Genomic DNA, 17,018 nt, shown 5'->3' on the forward strand with positions numbered 1-17,018 from the left:
TTGACCTGGAGTGCACTCCAACCGGTAGGTGAAGGAAATCGTTCCGTTCGGAGACAGACATGCGGATTGGCGACTTGGCAGCAAAATCGGGACTTTCGACCGACACTTTGCGCTATTACGAAAAGATCGGTTTGTTGCCGCGTGCCCTGAGGGATGCCGGCGGCCGGAGGGTTTATGACGAGGCTATCCTCAGATGGATCGACTTTCTCGACCGGCTCAAGGCGACCGGCATGGGGATCAGGGACCGATTGCGATATGCGGAGTTGCGCACGCAAGGCGGAGCGTCGCTGACCGAGCGCCGTGAAATGTTGGAAGCACATCGCTGCAAGGTGGCCCGTGATATCGCCAGGTTGACTGAGATGCTGGATGTTCTGGACGATAAAGTTGAACTTTACCGAAAAATGGAGGCGGGCGAGACCGTCGATCCGGCTTTCGAAAGCTGTGCCCGGACCGAACACGGCTCGCAGCCAGTAGTGAAGGACCAGTCTTGTGACCACAGCACTTCAACGCGGGCGTCAGCTGACGCAAAATCTCAACCCTGACCTGGAAGAGGTCCTGCGCGACCGGTATGACGACCTGTTGCCGGACTTTGCAGAAAGTCTGATCGAATGGGCTTATGGGCGTCACTATGCGCGCCCCGGACTTGATCTGAAAACCCGCCAGCTTTGTACAATTGCTGCGCTGACAGTGCTCGGCGGGCAGACTGGACCACAGTTGAAAGTCAATATCGAACACACTTTGGCAACTGGTGCGGAGCGCGGTGAAATCCTGGAAGCGATTTGGCAGATGGCTGTCTATGGCGGTCTGCCGGCTGCAATCAACGGGCTGAATGCTGCCCGTGAGGTGTTTGACGCGCAAGACGGGATCAGCGCAACCCAGGCGTAGCAGCGTTCTGAAAACCACTCGTTACCTGAAAGCCGTTGGCCCTTTGGTTCGTTGCTTTCGGCGAGTTCTGACCAATGGCGGCTCCATTTGGAGTCGCCAATCGGCCAGGCAGATGGTGTTTGCCGGAAGCTCAGAGGATTGCAATTGAAGTGAAAGCATCAAGTTGAGCAAATAATTCCGACAAGGTGAGGTTGCTTAAATCGCTTAATGCCCAAGAATTGTCCCGGATATCACATTGTAGCATTGCAAGAGCCCAGTATCTGTCTATGTAGGAAGGGAAATCATAAGAAGCAGGTATATGTTCGAAAAAACCGATGCTGCTGGCGCTGAGCCGGAAATGCGAGCGCCAAAGGATTGGGTGACCATTCTTGCGTCTTACCGTGAACCCAGCACTTTGCGCAGTTCCTTTGAAATTGCCGTTACGTTTGGTGCTTTTGTGCTCCTGTGGGCGCTGGCCTGGTGGGCCATGGGGGTCAGTTACTGGCTCACTGTGGCGATCGCCCTGGTGAATTCGGCATTTCTCGTGCGCCTTTTCGCGATCCAGCACGATTGTGGCCACGGATCGTTCTTCAAAAGCCGTTTCATGAGCGATTGGCTTGGCAGGATCCTTGGTGTCCTGACACTGACGCCCTACGACGTCTGGCGGCGGGCACATGCCATACACCACAGTTCGTCTGGAAACCTAGGCCGACGCGGTATGGGCGACATTCATACGCTGACCGTGGCTGAATACAGAGCCATGACGCCAGGCAATCAGCTGAAATACAAGATCTATCGCTCACCGCTGGTGTTGTTCGGGCTCGGGCCTGCCTACACGTTTTATCTGGAAAACCGGCTGCCCTTCGGCTTCATGACGAATACCAAGTTCTGGGTCAGCGCCATGGCGACAAATGTCGCTATTTTTGCAGGTCTTGCGATTGTCTTTGCGATTGGCGGTTGGGCACCGCTCCTGCTGATCTTCCTTCCGACGACCTTGCTTGCCGCAACGGTCGGTGTCTGGCTGTTCTATGTTCAGCACCAGTTCGAAACAACACACTGGGACGCCGAGGCTGACTGGCAGTTGCACGAGGCTGCGCTATTCGGCAGCTCCTACTATGTGTTGCCGTCGGTTCTGCAATGGGCCGTCGCCAATCTCGGCATTCATCATGTCCACCACCTCAATAGCCGGATTCCCTTTTACCGGTTGCCTGAAGTGCTTCGAGATCATGACTATTTCGCCGAGGGAAACCGCATGACGATCCGGCAAAGCCTGAGCAGCTTGCGGCTTCGGCTTTGGGACGAGGACTCCAGGCGCTTGTTGTCATTTTCACAGGCACGTGCTCTGCCGTAACAGGTTCCAAGAGGCACATAATTCCGGTCCGGTGAGTTCACGATCCGCCTTCTTCGAGGTTTCGCAGTTTAGGCTTTGGTCGTCTTCGCAACTCCGTTCATGGGAAGGGATTGCGGGCCGTTTTCTGATCAACGTTTGCCTTGGACGTCTTTTGATTTCTGTGTGGCGACCAGTTTGATCAAGAGTGCGCGCAGTCTTTCAAGGTCATCCGTTCCCACGGCTTCCTCCAACTCGCTTTCCATCTGCTTCAACAAACCAGCCACTTTGACACGCGCTTCCTGACCAAGTTCCGTCGGAACCGGCAGCTTGTCGCGTTTGCTGCCCGGGACAGGCTCCAGTCTGAGCGCGCCCAAATCCACCAGTCTGGATACTGCGGAATGAACGGCCTGGCGGCTGATGCCTTTATCCCGCGCTAATTCGGAGATTGTCCGAGGGTTGCGGCAGATCATCATGAATAAATTGGCATCTGCGGGGCGGGCGGCATCCAATCCCGTCCCCTGACGCAACTCAATCATGCGTTTGTCCAGCTGTTCGGCCAGGTCGAAGACCAAGCCGCGGATGCTGGCAAATGGAGGTTGAGTCGGCTTTTTGTCATTCATGCTTGACAGCTTCCGCAGCCATCACCACATTGTCAATTGTCAACTAAGATTGACAATAAGGAGGCAATGATGCGTTTTGGCTATGAGATTTGTGGTGCGCTCTTTTGTGCAGCGGTGTTTTTGGGCAGTGGTCAGGCTGGGGCACAGGAGATTGACGGCACACGCTTTCGAGCGCCCGAAGAAGGCAACTGGTATCATCCGGTTGAACCCGACAGTTGGGTGCACATCGGGGGAGACAGAGGGGAAATCGAAGCAGTGCTGAGCCGTATCGCGGCAGCAAGTGCTGACCGAGACCTTCCCGATGATCCGGCCTATCAGGGGGAAGGAAGTTGGATTGTCGAGTGGCGCGCAGCAGGCGAACAGGCAATGCGCGAGGGGGAGGCGTTTGCGCAAAACGGCAACTCAGCCGATGCGGTCGCAAGGTACAGAGCAGCTGTTACCTATTTTTTGAGAGCATCTTCACCTCACACCGATGACCCGCTGCAACGTGCTGCGCTGGATCTTGCGCATGTGGGCTACAGGGCACTTGCAGAACACCACGAGCTCCTCATTCGGGAAATCGAGGTTCCCTACGAAGAAGGCTCTTTCAAAGCCTGGCTGCATTTACCGGCCACCGATGGACCAGCTCCTGCAGTGGTGGTTTCCATGGGATCGGATGTCGCAAAGGAAGAGCTTCTGCCATATTTCGAAAAGCAGCTTTCCATTCGTGGAATTGCAATGTTGTCGCTGGACTTGCCGGGCATGGGCGAATCTGCGGAATGGCGGTTCAGTCCCGATCTCGACAAACTGCACGTCGCTGCTGTCGAGCATCTCAAGACATTGCCGGAAATTGATGCCCAGAACCTCTTCGTTCAAGGAGCTTCCTTTGGTGGTCACCCGGCCGCTCGTGCGTGGATTGCCCGCCCGGAACTGAATCTGGCCGGTGTCATCTACATGTGTGGCCCGATACACAGCCCTCTCATGGCACCACCTCAGGCGTATGCGCATTTTCCGAAATACACCATGGATGGGGTGCGTACCCGTTTCGGACTGGAACCTGGGGCAGGATTTGAGGACATTTCCGCAATTGCAAGGACTCTGTCCCTAAAGCAGCAGGGTCTCTATGAGGTGCCCCAGGTGGAGACGCCAATCTTTGCGATTTTGACAAATGATGATCCCGTCGCACCGCTCTCAGATGTTGATGAGCTTCTGTCACGCGGAACGCATGTCAAACGTGTTGTCTACGATACGCCCGGCCATTGCCCTGAACGTGACTCCCGAGAAGCAATGGCTGCAAGTTGGATCCAGGATAATCTGCGCTGACCGGGTCCTCATATCAGCTGCCTGGCATGAGAAGACCTGTGCCAGGCTTGCCGTGTTTGGAGACCCTATTTGCCGGCGACTATTCGTTTCATTTGGGCTTGTCGGAATGACCGAGGTCTCTTTCAGGCCAGAGCTGGTCCCGCAATCGTTGTTTCAGGATCTTGGCCTCTGGAAATCCGCCATCAGTTGTTCGATCCCATATGGTTTGTCCTTCACAGGTGATCGTAAAGGTTCCGCCAGTGTCCGGCACCAGTGAGACAGTGCCCGTTTCTTCGGAGAATGTTGTCAGAATTTCCTGCGCCATCCAGGCTGAGCGCAACAGCCAATTGCATTGGCGGCAATAGGTGATGATGATATGGGGCGAAGGGACGTTGGCCATAGCGTCCTGATACCTCTCTCAGAATGATCTATTCAAGCTTGTGCCACAGTCCTCCTCTCGAACACCAGATGCCGTTGCGCCCGACCTCCTGTTGCTTTCGGCCCGGGATGCTGACCTGCGAGCGGTGCTGGGAGAAATCATCTCATCCATGCCGGCAGCAGGGCTGACGAACAGGGTCTTTCGGACAGAAACTTCAAATGGGTGGTTTTTCGTAAGAGTGCCTGGTCCGTCGGTGGTCGGAACCGTGGACCGGATCGCAGAAGCGCACAATATGGAGCTTGCGGCGAAGATCGGTCTCGCCTTGCCCGCCGTCTATTGTGATCCTGAAAACGGTGTGCTTGTCACACGTGCCCAGGAAGAAGAAGACCTTGCTCCAACAGCGTTTGTCGAAGAACTGGGAACGAAACTTGCCGCGCTGCACGGTTCGAAGCTCACCTTTCAGGGCGTTCTGGATCCAGACAGAGTGCTTGCCGCACAGATCAGGAGCCCAGGAAGCATTGACGATGTCACGGCGAAGGTTCCTGAACTTTCAAACGTGCTGAGGTTTGTGCAAAGGTCAATCGACCCGTTGAACACCGACATTTTGGTACCCAGTCATGGGGATGTTTCGCCCGGTAACTGTCTAAGCAGCTCCGGGAGCCTCCTTTTCATTGATTGGGAGTTTTCCGCGATGGCGCACCCCCTTTGGGATATCGTCTATGCTGCGTTGGAAATGAACTTTACGCCTCCCCAGGAGCAGGCCTTCCTCACGGCATATCGGAACGGCACTTCACTGATAGCATCCTGGACAGAGCGCGACCTTCTTTTCATGAAAGTTCGCTGTGACGTCATATCGGCACTTTGGGCACTCGAAAACCCGCGTAACCTTTGCGATTTTGCAAGCCGACGTTGCGCACGTGCCTTGCGGCACATCGACCAGCTGAGTTGAGCTATTGCTTGAAACAGTTGGATTGCCCAGCGTGGAGATAGTGCTACCATTCCAGTGCCACAGACTTGCCGGGGGCCGGAGGAAAATGGTCGATGCGAATTCTAGATCTGCCCAATCAGACGACAGATACGCAGGCTGACGTCGTCATTGTCGGATCCGGCCCGATCGGCGTTTCTTGTGCGATCCGTTTTGCAAGAAAGGGGCTAAGTGTCGCTGTGCTTGAACAGGGGGAGGCGGTTACGGAGCCGCCCGGTTTTCATCTTCGCAATAAACCCAAGTTCCAACAGGATCCCGATGCCTTTTTTGGAGCCGTAGATCCCTTCTTGCAACCGATCATGGCGCTGGATCAGGACGCTGTCCTGCCGGGAATTGCCGACACAGCCGCGATTGGCGGCCAAGGCGTCTTGTGGACCAACAATTGCCCGCGAGCTTCGGTGTTTGAACGTTTTGACGCCCTTAGTGACGCTCAGTGGAATGACTATTACAGTGAAGCGGAAACGGCTCTTCAGGTCACGATTGATGCCGCTACTGGCTCTCGGGTCGGTGCAAACATCAAGGAGCGCCTGTTGCCCGGACTTCGAGAGGAGGGGCGTACGCTTCAAAGCCTGCCGTTCTCGGGCCACCGCGCAGGAGGTGGCGGACTGCATTTCGCCGGCACGGCAGATCTGTTGACCGCAGTCGACCGCGAAGTTCTTGAACGGATTAGGATTTATGCGCCAGCGCTTGCGCAAAAGTTACTGACCAAAAACGGCAAGGTGACCGGTGTGGCAGTCCGGACGGGCGATGCCAGTGACCGGGTCTTGAGCGCAGGTATTATCCTGATTGCAGGCGGTGCACTCGGAACTCCGCGATTGCTCCACAAGTCTGGCATCAGACCCGATGCCCTTGGACGTGGTTTTTCCTTCCATGCGCTCCATTTCGCGCAACTTGTGTTGTCTCCCGAATTGGCATCCACGCCTGCTCGCGATGATGTTCCACCCAGATATTGGGTTGCCCCGACCGAGAACGCGCCCTGGCATATTCAGGTGTTACGGGATACGTGTCCGCTGCCCGTTGTGGAAGAGGTCGACAATCCGAACCGATTGCTGGAATTCCAAGCTTTTTTGCCTGTCGAGTTCAATGAAGGGAATTCCCTTTCCTTCCATGATGACGGCAACGTCTCGGTGACGTATTCGTATTCGAAAGACGACCGCAAACAGATGCAGCGGTTGGAAGAAGATATTCGTCACCTTGGTGAAAAGCTTGGCCCGTGGCGGAAGGGGGGAGAACCCGTCTGGGTGCCGGCGGGCACATCGCATCTTGTCGGGACGTGTCGGATGGACTGTGAAGGCGCGTCAGGTGTCACCGACCGCAACGCGAAGGTTCACGGTTTCGACAATCTCTATCTGGCTGGTGCAGGCCTCATTCCGGCACCTGTCGCCGTGAACCCCACATTGACTGCCCTCGCGCTTGCCTTCAGGGCGTGCGATCACGCGCTTCAGTCGTCCTGAGGAGCAAGCTCGGCATCGGCAAGGCATTGGGCGTAGCTTGTGTTCATTCGGCTGCGCAAAGACTGGTTCTGCGGATCCTCCTGGAGGGCGTCCCATATGTTGTCCGATTTCATTTGCTCAAGCGTACAGCTGCATGCGGACCGGCAGATGCCAGGTGTTCCAAGACTGTCTTCGCATGCCAGTGAGCAATTACGGACGAATGCTTTACCTGACCGATCCATATCGGGTCCGATTGCAGCCGCTGACCACACAAGCCCGTAAAGCACCGGTTGATGCAGCAGGTAAATTGCCAATGAATGGCGTCCCATTAAACGAATGATACCTGCCGAGGAGCTGTTCAGGCGAAACTCAGACAATCTGGTCCAGAGTTTGAGTGCACGAAAAGTTCTTGAAACGGCAAGGCCGGCGAGCGTGATCCCTGTCCAGGGCGCCATGGGGACGTAGTCAACGCTTGGGTAGCCAGTCGTGCCGAGCCCGGTCCATAGCCAGAGCGAGCCATCGAAGGCCGGAGATTTTGCCCACAAAGGCAGCGTCAGAAACACGATGGACGCGCCGGCACCAAGTATAAGTGGAGCCCTGGTAAAGGGCAGGGCGATGAGACTGGCCAATGCGATCGAGTGCAGGATCCCGAAACGCACAAAACTATCGCCAAAGGTGAAATAGGTCACAAGTGAAACAGCCGCAGCAGCTACCACAATCATCGCAAGCCGTCGCCCGAATGCCTGCCAGCGAATGCGGTCATTGTGCGCCAGATCGAGGCTGACCCCAGCAAGAAAGAGAAAGCTGCCGGCAATGGAAGCTGCGAATATTCGCCAGCCTGTTCCCTGAGACACAGGCCAGTCGACGAACGCGAACCAGGAAAGATCCCAGGAAAAGTGATAAATCGCCATGGCGACCACAGCGAGGCCACGGGCGAGATCAAGCACGGCCAATCGCTTCGTGGTCATAAGTACTTTCCGGACAGAAACCTGGTCATCCGGTTCTAGAAACCGGGGCCGCCTGACAACAAAGTTCGGATTTTGTTGGGTTTTCTAGCTGCTGAATGCGATGACCAATGTCGTGATCAAAGCAGTTGCTGCCATCATGCCTCCGACATATGGCCACGGAGACGGTCGATGAACTGTAAATGCATCACGGTTCGTCGGGTCTTGTAGCATTGCACTCAGCTCCCTGCTCCCATCACCACTGACGACACTGCGACAATCGAGCGCCTGGGGAAAGACAAGAAATGCTTCTTCAACCGGTTTTCCCAAGGAAACCGTTTAATTGTGGAGTAGGCGCTAAAATCACAGCTCGGCTATTGACCCTAGGGAAGTTTTTGAAGGCCGCTGGCAGGCTCAAAGATCAAGTGCGTCCAGGCCTGCTTCCATGTAGTCGGCAAGAAGCGGCATGCCAAGGAGATACTTGGCAGTGGATCCGACTGCCCGGTCTTTGGCTTCCGCAACGGCCTGATCGAAATCCTCAGCTTCAAAGTCACCGCGACCAATCCAGGTGATGGCCACAAGGTTCGCTGCCTCGTCGACGTTGAGGTCCTCTATCAGTTCACGAAGTTCCTCGTCTGAAAGGTCGTCGCTTTCTTCTTCGGCCAAACCATCATGGCTGTGGCTTTCTTCAAGGGTGTCAGCGTCGAATTCCACGTCGCCTTCATGCCCGTCCTCAAACGTGTCCTGAATCGAGGACGCGACCGCGCGCGCTTTCTGGGCGAACAGGCGGACCGTATCCGCGGAAATTGTGAGGTCGATATCCATGGCTGCCTCCGACAAACCCGATGTTTCTTTATCGATCCACTTTTCATCGTTGGCAATGGTCATGTTCCGAATTCCTGTATTTGCCGTCACCCGGTCTGAGATGGTCTCTGCCCGAGGTTATCCCCGGCAACCAAATCCTCTTGATTGGGATTTGAATTATTTTTGGTCTCCTCCGCGCCAGCAAACCCAATCCGTCTTGCAGACACTTCGGCCTATTGGTTAATTTGCACGACGAGCAAAATTCTGTCCTTGACCGGGATCAACGCCAATGCGGCGAGGTGCGTTTCCTGCTTGGATTTGACGTCAAGCTTGTTAAGCTGGGCGAGAACCTTTTTCCGGAGGCGGACCGGGCGCTCGGGGTCCGGCATTCATGCAGAGGGGTGCATGCGTGTCGGACCCCAGCTTCTCCAAAGCCAGAGACTTGTCGGCCAAGTTTAGCGTGACCTCGTCGAGCACCGTCACGCCAGACGCGTGCCTGCTCACGGGAGTGTGAAGTGGGTTGTATAGGTTTTGTCAGGAATCGCCGGTAACTTCCTGTCATGTTTCGGATTCTGCTCATTGTCGGCCTTCTCTTGGCTGGCGCGCAACAAAGCCTTGCGCGCGGCAATGTTGATCTTTATCAGACGGCGCCCGAAGCAATCGCGGTTTACGTCGTTGATGAAGCTGTTCTGCTTGATGACGAATGCTGCGAGGACAAGGCTGTAACGGACACCAAACCAACCTATTGCAAGTCTTCGGACTGCAAGGCGGTTATTGGCTCCGGTTTGCTGGAAACATTTGAGACGCGTGAGCGTCTCGATACGACGCGGCCGCTCAGGCGGAGTTCCGTTTCGGGACGTCTCGAGCCCCGTCCGCCAAATACCTGAAAGTCTGTCTTGATCACCTGACCGGTTTTCCGGTCGGCACATTCAGATTTTTCAGGAGACTTCAGATGTTCAATCGAAGAGAGCTGCTGCTCGGCGGTGCGGCTGCACTGGTCGTTGCAAATGCAGATGTGGCCAGTGCCCATCACACGGCCAAATTCAAAAAGACTTTTAAACTCAATCCGGAATACGCACCCCAAAGGGTATTTTATTCCCTGAACTACACACCCGGCACCATTGTCGTGGATCCGCGAAACCACTTTTTGTACCTGATGGAACGGTGGGGTCGCGCGCGGCGCTATGGCGTCGGCGTCGGCAAGGCAGGCCTTGCCTTCCAGGGATCGGCAATCATCCAGCGCAAAGCTGAATGGCCGAGCTGGACGCCCACCCGGAACATGATCCGTCGTGAGCCGCAAAAATATGCGCGTTACGCCAATGGTGTACCCGGCGGTGTCAACAATCCTCTCGGCGCCCGGGCACTGTATCTCTACAAGAACGGCCGGGATACCTACTACCGGATCCATGGAACTACCCAGCCATCCTCAATAGGCAGGTCCGTCTCGAACGGATGTATTCGCATGATCAATGATCATGTGGTTGACCTCTACAACCGTGTCCCTGTGGGAACTCGTGTTGTGGTTCTCTAAGAGGCGTTCGGACGAAAATACATGAATAGATTTTTGACACGGCGTCAGGTGTTGTCGGGCGGGCTGGGTCTTGCCGGACTGTCGCTGGCAGCTTGCGCACCCACGGCCAAGGCTCCCATACCAACCTCCGTTCAACCGCGCGTCGATCCTGAATTCGTCTTGAATTACGGATCGCGCCCCAACGAGGAGTTCCCGCTTCCTGCGGTCGACCCGAAGGTCTTGAAGCCCCAGTACAGGCGACAAAGGGTGCCTTATCAAACTCAGGAGAAGCCCGGCACCGTGGTGGTCGATACCAGCCGTTTCTACCTTTACCTTGTTGAGCCGGATGGGACGGCCATGCGGTATGGTGTCGGGCTTGGCCGGCAGGGGTTTGAATGGTCGGGCCGGGCAAGGATCGCATGGAAGCGCCCATGGCCGACCTGGACTCCACCGGATGAGATGATCGCGCGCCAGCCGGAACTTGAAAAATACAGTGCCAGAAACGGCGGCATGGCGCCAAGTCTTGAAAATCCGCTGGGAGCGAGAGCGCTCTACATTTTTCAGGGCAGTGTCGACACGCTTTATCGGCTGCATGGCACGAATGAAACGGCCTCGATCGGCCGAGCCGTGTCATCGGGCTGCGTGCGGCTGGTCAATCAGGATGTGATCGATCTCTACGACCGCGTGCGCTCGGGCGCGGGCATCCTCGTGATCTGACACCAAAGACATTTTTCAGACAGGTGACCGATGAAGAAACAACGGAAAAGCACCAATCGCAAGGCCAAGCGCGCGTCAGCTGTGGCCTCCACTCAATCTGCTTCAGGCGCCGACATGGACAGACGCGGCATGTTCCGGCTTATTCGCAACGTTGCCATAGGCGCGGCAGTCCTGGGGGGAACGGGTTACGTTTTCGCCGACAACGTCATGACAACCATGCATGAGCATGATCTCGAGCGTGTTGGGAACGGGGTCTCGACCATTGTGCAGATACATGATCCGCAGTGTTCCATGTGCCTTGCCCTTCAGCGCGAGACACGCAAGGCGCTCGACATGCTTGAGGGCCAGGAGATCGACTATGTGGTTGCCAATATCAGGACACAGAAGGGCCGGGAATTTGCCAACCGGTATGGTGCACAGCATGTCACGCTTCTGCTCTTTGACGAGGCAGGTGACCTGCAGGACATCGTTCAGGGTCAGCAGGGTTCCTATCAACTGAAAGTCGCCTTTGAGAGGCTTCTGGCGGGTTAGGCAGGGCTTAGCAGCCGCAATTCATTCTGTTCAACGTTTGCTTTGCAGTCGGGGGATTTGCCGGGCTATTCTGGTCGTTCAAATTTGTTTCATCTGAATCGGTTTCTTCCAGTCCATGCCCGGCCCGTCTTCCAGCAAGAATGTCACATTAAAGATGATTGCCGAACGGCTGGGTGTGTCGGTGACGACGGTTGCGCGCGCCGTGAACGGGTCGCCGAAGACCAGCGTTGAAATGACCGAGAAGGTCAACCGCGTTGCGGAAGAACTCGGATATGTCCGCAATATGGAAGGCGTGAAGCTTCGCACCGGCAGGACCTTCGTGCTGACCGCGTTGCTCAATTTTCCAACCGACACGGAAATAGGCGATCCGACACTCCTTGGCATATTGCAGGGCATCCACCAGCGATGTGCAAACTCGGACTACTCCATCCAGACCATCATCGCGCCAGATGGTGGCGAAGACATCCGAGAGCTGGAAAAACTCGTCAGGGGACGTGCCACCGACGGGGTCATCATGGACCATACGACACCACAGGATACGCGCGCCAAGTATCTTCTGGAAATGGAGCTGCCCTTCGTCACCTTCGGGCGAACCGAACTCTTTTCGCAGCATGCCTATTTCGATGTCGATAATGAATTTGCGGCCTGGCAGGGAACGAAGGAATTGATCCGGCTCGGTCACAAGAACATTGCCCTGCTCGATGGCCCGGCCGAATTCACCTACGTCTTGCAACGTATGGCGGGCTACAAGAGAGCTCTTGCCGAAGAAGGACTGTCATATCGGGAGACGCTTGTGCGCAATCTCGACCCGCAGGCCAATGTTGCCCGGGAAGCAGCTGCTGAACTCGTCAGGACAACCGATACGGACAGTTTCGTCTGTGTCAACGATATCGTGCTGATGGGCGCACGCAGAGGCGTTCGCGACGCGGCGGCAAATCGAATTGAAGAGTTCAACTTTTCCGTACGCAGCGGCACCAATCTCGGCGATTATCTCGCCAAGCGGCCGATCACCTCCTATTTTTCAAGGCTGGATGCAGGCTGGAACCTGGCGGACATGTTGATCCGCCAGATTGAGGGTGAGGCTCCGGCTTCCTTGCAGCAAATCGTGAAAACAGAGCTGCTCTAGGACGCCAGCAATGTGTTCGCGGTTCGGATAACGCCTGGATGACTAAGGTCCTCAAGCGAGAGATCTTGCGCGTTTTCCAATTCAAGGGTCAGCGTATCACCCGGCAAAAGCGTATCCAGCATCCGATCAACAGTAACGTCCGGACCAATGCGATCGGCAAAGAGGCAGAGATCCTTCACAAAGGTTTCTGCTGTGACGACGATCCTGGTGATGGATGCGGTGACCTCGATGGCGAAGCTGAGGCGCGGTTCCGGCAGTTTGAGACCGATGTCCTCCTGGAAATAATAGTACGTTTTGCAACCGTCAGCAGTGACGACAATCAACTCGTTTGATTTGTCGTTTGGTGTCGTGATGCTTTCTGGCAACTGCACACTGATTGGTTTGTTCCGCTCCACGCAAACGCGCCAGATGGTGTGCTCGGCAAGCTCTTTTCCGTCTAAGCTGACGCGCTTGATTGACACCGGCGTTCGCCATTCCAGGTTGGCGTCATTGACGATGTGGAGTGTAAGACCGCTATCGGATGGCTGGACTGTGAGAAAATGCGGTTCATAGGCTTTTTTGAGCGCGTACCAAAGCGGCTTCTTCCGGCCATAGCCATCAATCGCAGCCCAGGAGGTGACGGGCCAGCAGTCGTTCAACTGCCAGACGATTGACCCCATGCAGTGTGGCTGGAGCGCACGGAAATGGGAGATACCAAAATGTATGGCCCGCGCCTGATTGAGCTGTGTCGTGAAGTGCCAGTCCTCAAAACTGTCCGGCTCCGGCAGATGACCTTTCAGGCCACGCAGAAGCTTTTCGTTTCCCTCACTTGCCTTCTGGTGATGCATGACGCCGGGCGAGGTCGGTGTCAGCGGATTATCTGAGATCGATTGCGTGAGCGTTGCCATGGTCGGAGGGGCCTGCCACCCGAACTCGGAAACGAAACGCGGTGCGTAATTGGCGTAAACTTCATAGCCGACCTCGTTCCAGACATCCCAGATATGGCGGCAACCATGTTCGTCCGCGTTTGCGAAGCGTTCCATTGAACCGGAATAGGGGCTGCCCGGATAGTATGTGCCGCTTGGATGCAGCTCATCGATAAGGCGCGGAAGCAAATCCAGATAGTAGCCTTCACCCCAGGTTTTGCCGGCCAACGGTTTTTGCCAACCCCAGGCCTGAAAGCCCCAAATGTTTTCGTTGTTGCCGTTCCAGATCGCCAGTGATGCATGCGACATCAGACGCGAAATATTGTCTTTGGCCTCAGCTTCGATTTCTGCCGGAAGCGTGCCTTCTTCCGGATATGCGGCACAGGCAAAGAGAAAGTCCTGCCAGACCATGATGCCGGCTTCGTCACACAGGTCGTAAAAGTCGTCACTCTCGTAAATGCCGCCGCCCCAGATGCGCAACATATTCATGTTGGCATCTTTTGCCTGGGTGATGCGTTCGGCCAGCCGGTCACGCGTGATGCGCGCGGGAAAGCAATCATCGGGGATCCAGTTTGCACCAAAGACGAAGACAGGCTTGCCATTGACGATGAATGTAAAGGCCGATTGGTCGTCGTCACCGGACAGATCCAGTTCGATTGTTCTGAACCCAATGCGTCTTGTTTGCCGCTCCAGCAGTTCGCCGTCTTTTTTCAACGAGACTTCGAGATCGTAAAGTGGCTGGCCGCCCATTCCATGTGGCCACCACAGGTGCGGTGCAGGATAATTGAGTTCAAGAAAGCCAACATTGCCTGAGAGGAACGTCGAAGCGGACTGATCGCCAATACGGGCTTCAAGTTCAAGGCCCTCGGACATCCCATCGATCCCGGCATGAATGCAGACCCGGCCATCGGCACCGGTCATCGACACGTCCGTTCGAAGATTGTCGATTTTGGCCGTCGACCAGCTGACCAGGTCCACATTCCGCCAGATCCCGGCTGTGACGAGTGTGGGACCCCAGTCCCAGCCGAAATTACAGGCCATTTTGCGCATCAGATTGCCTGGCCCCGGATAGCAATTGGGGCGCGGTTCCAACTCCTCACGCAGTTTCTTTTCGTGCTGATAGGGCGACAGGAAATCCACCTTGAGTGCATTGCCTTCAGCTTTCAACTTGTCGGTAACATCGACCCGATAGGTCCGATGCATGTTTTCACTTTCAAGGATGATGTCGCCGTTCAATGAGACTGTCGCAACCGTATCCAGACCGTGGAATACAAGTGTGTGCCGTTGACCGACTGCAAGATCAGCATTGAACTCCGTTTCGTATGTCCAGTCGCAATCTCCGACCCATTGGACCGCCAATTCGTTGCAGTCCAGATATGGATCCGGAATGGTACGTGCCGCCATGAGGTCGGTGTGCACGCAGCCCGGAACGGTTGCTTCCCAGCTCATGTCCGGCGTGATCGGGGCGGCGGCAACCGTTCGTGCACAGCGCAACGTCCAGCCGTTGTTCAAGGATTGAGTTGCGGTTTTCTGCGAGGAGAGACCGTCTGCTGATTGGGCGTTGGCGTGATAGTTCACTATAGAAACTCCGAGCGGCTCAGATTCTGATTTCGTTATTTTTGCTGAATATGTTTGCGCGTTTGGGATCGAACCCGATGTTGATTGTGTCGCCATTTTTGATGTTTGCCTGTCCGTCCATTCGCACCCACAGGGTATGGTCCAGTGCATTGACGCGTGCGAGGGTGTCGGATCCGAGGGGTTCGACGAGTTCGACGGATGCGTTCATGCGCACGGGGGCGTTTTGTGCGGCATCGCCTGAGCTCATGTGTTCGGGTCGAATGCCGAACCATGCAGGTTCCGGGGCGGGGCTGGTTTCCTTGAACTGATAGTCGTTCAAGGGGACGGTGAGTGTGCCGTTTGTGAAGCTGTAGGCTCCGCCGTCGGCTTTGAGTTCACCCTCGAAGAAGTTCATGGTGGGCGATCCGATGAACTCGGCCACGTATTTGCTGGCCGGGCGATTGTAGATCTCGTTGGGCGATGCCAGCTGCAGAATGCGTCCGCCGCGCATGATGGCGATCCGGTCGGCCAGGGTCATGGCTTCGATCTGGTCATGGGTGACGTAGATCATGGTGTTCTTCAGCTTCTGGTGCAGCTGCTTGATCTCGACCCTGAGGTCGGCCCTGAGCTTTGCGTCCAGGTTTGAGAGCGGTTCGTCGAAGAGGAAGACATCGGCATCGCGCACCAGGGCCCGGCCGATGGCCGCCCGCTGTCGCTGGCCGCCGGACAGGGCCGCGGGCTTGCGGTTGAGCAGGGGCTCGATCTGCAGCACCTTGGCGGCGCGGTTGACCCGTTCCTCGATTTCCGCCTTCGGCAGGCCTGCATTCTTCAGGCCGAAGCTGAGATTGCCGGCAACGGTCATCTGGGGGTAGAGGGCATAGGACTGGAACACCATGCCGATGCCGCGCTTTGAGGGCTCTTCCCAGGTGACGTTCTTGTCGCCGATGAAGATCTGGCCGCCGGTGACATCGAGCAGGCCTGCGATGCAGTTGAGCAAGGTGGACTTGCCGCAGCCCGAGGACCCGAGCAGGACCAGGAATTCGCCTTTGCCGATCTCCAGGTTGAGATCCTTCAGCACGTCCAGGTGTCCGAAGCTTAAGGCGAGGTTCTTGACGGAGATACTTGTTTCCATTGTTTTCTCGTTAGCCTTTGACCGCTCCGGCGGCGATGCCGCGGACGAAGAGTTTGCCGGAGATGAAGTAGATGGTGAGGGGAACAAGGCCAGTGAGAATGGTGGCGGCCATGTTGACGTTGTATTCCTTCACCCCCTGGGTCGAGTTGACGATGTTGTTGAGCTGCACCGTCATCGGATAAAGGTCCGGCTTTGTGTAGATGACGCCGAACAGGAAGTCGTTCCAGATGCCGGTGACCTGCAGGATCATGGCGACGACGAAGATGGGCAGGCTCATGGGGACCATGATGCGGAAATAGATGCCCCAGAAGCCAGCGCCATCGACGCGGGCGGCCTTGAAGAGTTCCTGCGGTACGGAGGCAAAATAGTTGCGGAAGAGCAGGGTCAGGATCGGCATGCCGAAGATGGTGTGCACGATGACCAGGCCTGTGAGACTGCCGTAAAGACCGACCTCGCGCAGCATGATGACGATCGGATAGATCATGACCTGATAGGGAATGAAGGCCCCGACGATCAGGATGGTGAAGAAGGTCTCCGAGCCCTTGAAGCGCCAGTTGGCGAGCGCATAGCCGTTGATCGAGGCGATGATGATCGACAGGATCACGGACGGAATGAGAATGCGCACGGAGTTGAAGAAGCCGCGCGACAGGCCGTCACAATTGAGGCCGGTACAGGCTTCGGCCCAGGCCTTGACCCAGGGCTGGAAGGTAACCTCGACCGGGGGCGAGAAGATGTTGCCGAGACGGATCTCGGGCATGCCCTTGAGGGAGGTGACGACCATCACGTAAAGAGGCAGCAGATAGTAGAGCGAGACGACGATCAGCGTGCCGTAGATCATGATGTTGCGGCGGGACAGGACGCGCCGGGGTTTTGGACCTGAGGGGCCGGAAAGATATGCAG

At 56.1% G+C, this 17,018-nt stretch carries 18 protein-coding genes; 11 read left to right on the forward strand and 7 right to left on the reverse strand.

The genetic code is table 11. From position 1 onward, the window contains the following. Positions 1 to 59 precede the first annotated feature (59 nt). From FIV00_RS09970 to FIV00_RS09980, 3 genes are all read left to right on the forward strand, one after another. Positions 60 to 542: a MerR family transcriptional regulator gene (locus FIV00_RS09970; protein WP_152500605.1), complete on the forward strand. Its 483-nt coding sequence runs from the start codon at positions 60 to 62 to the stop codon at positions 540 to 542. Next, positions 490 to 885 carry a carboxymuconolactone decarboxylase family protein gene (locus FIV00_RS09975; protein WP_152500606.1) on the forward strand — a complete coding sequence of 132 codons (396 nt, stop codon included), beginning with the start codon at positions 490 to 492 and terminating at the stop codon, positions 883 to 885. The genes FIV00_RS09970 and FIV00_RS09975 overlap by 53 nt, the downstream gene beginning before the upstream one ends. A gap of 298 nt (positions 886 to 1,183) precedes the next feature. Beyond that, complete coding sequence (locus FIV00_RS09980; RefSeq protein ID WP_152500607.1) at positions 1,184 to 2,215, forward strand: fatty acid desaturase; 1,032 nt, start codon at positions 1,184 to 1,186, stop codon at positions 2,213 to 2,215. A gap of 128 nt (positions 2,216 to 2,343) precedes the next feature. Here the strand turns inward: FIV00_RS09980 and FIV00_RS09985 are convergent, their stop codons facing one another. Beyond that, entirely contained in the window at positions 2,344 to 2,814 is a 471-nt protein-coding gene (locus FIV00_RS09985) for a MarR family winged helix-turn-helix transcriptional regulator (RefSeq protein WP_152500608.1), read from the reverse strand. A 66-nt stretch (positions 2,815 to 2,880) separates the two neighbouring features. Between FIV00_RS09985 and FIV00_RS09990 the strand changes: the two genes are divergently transcribed. Further along, positions 2,881 to 4,116 (forward strand): alpha/beta hydrolase, encoded by a 1,236-nt coding sequence (locus FIV00_RS09990; RefSeq protein ID WP_152500609.1) that lies wholly within the window; start codon positions 2,881 to 2,883, stop codon positions 4,114 to 4,116. 88 nt (positions 4,117 to 4,204) lie between these two features. Here FIV00_RS09990 and FIV00_RS09995 read toward each other — a convergent pair whose 3' ends face one another. Beyond that, positions 4,205 to 4,495, reverse strand: coding sequence for a SelT/SelW/SelH family protein (locus FIV00_RS09995; protein ID WP_152500610.1), 291 nt, complete (start codon positions 4,493 to 4,495; stop codon positions 4,205 to 4,207). 40 nt (positions 4,496 to 4,535) lie between these two features. Between FIV00_RS09995 and FIV00_RS10000 the strand changes: the two genes are divergently transcribed. Further along, positions 4,536 to 5,423, forward strand: coding sequence for a choline/ethanolamine kinase family protein (locus FIV00_RS10000; RefSeq protein ID WP_173005934.1), 888 nt, complete (start codon positions 4,536 to 4,538; stop codon positions 5,421 to 5,423). Between the two features lie 92 nt (positions 5,424 to 5,515). After that, the gene (locus tag FIV00_RS10005; protein WP_152500612.1) at positions 5,516 to 6,913 is read left to right on the forward strand and encodes an FAD-dependent oxidoreductase; all 1,398 of its coding nucleotides are present in this window, start codon (positions 5,516 to 5,518) and stop codon (positions 6,911 to 6,913) included. Here the strand turns inward: FIV00_RS10005 and FIV00_RS10010 are convergent. After that, positions 6,901 to 7,860: a DUF1624 domain-containing protein gene (locus FIV00_RS10010; RefSeq protein WP_152500613.1), complete on the reverse strand. Its 960-nt coding sequence runs from the start codon at positions 7,858 to 7,860 to the stop codon at positions 6,901 to 6,903. The genes FIV00_RS10005 and FIV00_RS10010 overlap by 13 nt on opposite strands. A 390-nt stretch (positions 7,861 to 8,250) precedes the next feature. Further along, a complete protein-coding gene (locus FIV00_RS10015; RefSeq protein WP_173005935.1) occupies positions 8,251 to 8,724 on the reverse strand; it encodes a DUF3775 domain-containing protein in 474 nt (157 codons plus the stop codon). Between the two features lie 476 nt (positions 8,725 to 9,200). On the opposite strand from FIV00_RS10015, the gene FIV00_RS10020 reads away from it, so the two are divergent. The 5 genes from FIV00_RS10020 (at position 9,201) to FIV00_RS10040 (ending at position 12,524) form a co-directional block, all read left to right on the forward strand. Then, positions 9,201 to 9,527, forward strand: a complete 327-nt coding sequence (locus FIV00_RS10020) for a hypothetical protein (protein WP_152500614.1) — start codon at positions 9,201 to 9,203, stop codon at positions 9,525 to 9,527. A gap of 65 nt (positions 9,528 to 9,592) precedes the next feature. Beyond that, positions 9,593 to 10,171 (forward strand): L,D-transpeptidase, encoded by a 579-nt coding sequence (locus tag FIV00_RS10025; RefSeq protein ID WP_152500615.1) that lies wholly within the window; start codon positions 9,593 to 9,595, stop codon positions 10,169 to 10,171. A gap of 21 nt (positions 10,172 to 10,192) precedes the next feature. Next, positions 10,193 to 10,867: a L,D-transpeptidase gene (locus FIV00_RS10030; protein WP_152500616.1), complete on the forward strand. Its 675-nt coding sequence runs from the start codon at positions 10,193 to 10,195 to the stop codon at positions 10,865 to 10,867. 30 nt (positions 10,868 to 10,897) lie between these two features. Continuing rightward, the gene (locus FIV00_RS10035) at positions 10,898 to 11,398 is read left to right on the forward strand and encodes a hypothetical protein (RefSeq protein ID WP_152500617.1); all 501 of its coding nucleotides are present in this window, start codon (positions 10,898 to 10,900) and stop codon (positions 11,396 to 11,398) included. Positions 11,399 to 11,513: 115 nt separating this feature from the next. After that, entirely contained in the window at positions 11,514 to 12,524 is a 1,011-nt protein-coding gene (locus FIV00_RS10040; protein WP_152500618.1) for a LacI family DNA-binding transcriptional regulator, read from the forward strand. Here the strand turns inward: FIV00_RS10040 and FIV00_RS10045 are convergent. The 3 genes from FIV00_RS10045 to FIV00_RS10055 are packed head-to-tail and all read right to left on the reverse strand — an operon-like array spanning position 12,521 to position 16,956. Further along, positions 12,521 to 15,007, reverse strand: a complete 2,487-nt coding sequence (locus tag FIV00_RS10045; protein WP_247649371.1) for a glycoside hydrolase family 2 protein — start codon at positions 15,005 to 15,007, stop codon at positions 12,521 to 12,523. The genes FIV00_RS10040 and FIV00_RS10045 overlap by 4 nt on opposite strands. Positions 15,008 to 15,026: 19 nt before the next feature. Next, the gene (locus FIV00_RS10050; protein ID WP_152499002.1) at positions 15,027 to 16,118 is read right to left on the reverse strand and encodes an ABC transporter ATP-binding protein; all 1,092 of its coding nucleotides are present in this window, start codon (positions 16,116 to 16,118) and stop codon (positions 15,027 to 15,029) included. A 10-nt stretch (positions 16,119 to 16,128) separates the two neighbouring features. Beyond that, complete coding sequence (locus FIV00_RS10055) at positions 16,129 to 16,956, reverse strand: carbohydrate ABC transporter permease (protein ID WP_209006944.1); 828 nt, start codon at positions 16,954 to 16,956, stop codon at positions 16,129 to 16,131. Between the last annotated feature and the right edge of the window lie 62 nt (positions 16,957 to 17,018).

Origin of the sequence: Labrenzia sp. THAF82, from assembly GCF_009363435.1 — a bacterium.
Taxonomy (GTDB): Bacteria; Pseudomonadota; Alphaproteobacteria; order Rhizobiales; family Stappiaceae; genus Roseibium; species Roseibium porphyridii.

Coding starts and splice junctions, on each gene's coding strand:
- FIV00_RS10035 (WP_152500617.1), top strand. CDS start 10,898: ATGAAGAAACAACGGAAAAGCACCAATCGCAAGGCCAAGCGCGCGTCA.
- FIV00_RS10030 (WP_152500616.1), top strand. CDS start 10,193: ATGAATAGATTTTTGACACGGCGTCAGGTGTTGTCGGGCGGGCTGGGT.
- FIV00_RS09970 (WP_152500605.1), top strand. CDS start 60: ATGCGGATTGGCGACTTGGCAGCAAAATCGGGACTTTCGACCGACACT.
- FIV00_RS10020 (WP_152500614.1), top strand. CDS start 9,201: ATGTTTCGGATTCTGCTCATTGTCGGCCTTCTCTTGGCTGGCGCGCAA.
- FIV00_RS10050 (WP_152499002.1), bottom strand. CDS start 16,118: ATGGAAACAAGTATCTCCGTCAAGAACCTCGCCTTAAGCTTCGGACAC.
- FIV00_RS09990 (WP_152500609.1), top strand. CDS start 2,881: ATGATGCGTTTTGGCTATGAGATTTGTGGTGCGCTCTTTTGTGCAGCG.
- FIV00_RS10005 (WP_152500612.1), top strand. CDS start 5,516: ATGCGAATTCTAGATCTGCCCAATCAGACGACAGATACGCAGGCTGAC.
- FIV00_RS10055 (WP_209006944.1), bottom strand. CDS start 16,956: ATGATCTACGGCACGCTGATCGTCGTCTCGCTCTACTATCTGCTGCCT.
- FIV00_RS09995 (WP_152500610.1), bottom strand. CDS start 4,495: ATGGCCAACGTCCCTTCGCCCCATATCATCATCACCTATTGCCGCCAA.
- FIV00_RS10040 (WP_152500618.1), top strand. CDS start 11,514: ATGCCCGGCCCGTCTTCCAGCAAGAATGTCACATTAAAGATGATTGCC.
- FIV00_RS09980 (WP_152500607.1), top strand. CDS start 1,184: ATGTTCGAAAAAACCGATGCTGCTGGCGCTGAGCCGGAAATGCGAGCG.
- FIV00_RS10025 (WP_152500615.1), top strand. CDS start 9,593: ATGTTCAATCGAAGAGAGCTGCTGCTCGGCGGTGCGGCTGCACTGGTC.
- FIV00_RS10010 (WP_152500613.1), bottom strand. CDS start 7,860: ATGACCACGAAGCGATTGGCCGTGCTTGATCTCGCCCGTGGCCTCGCT.
- FIV00_RS10015 (WP_173005935.1), bottom strand. CDS start 8,724: ATGACCATTGCCAACGATGAAAAGTGGATCGATAAAGAAACATCGGGT.
- FIV00_RS09985 (WP_152500608.1), bottom strand. CDS start 2,814: ATGAATGACAAAAAGCCGACTCAACCTCCATTTGCCAGCATCCGCGGC.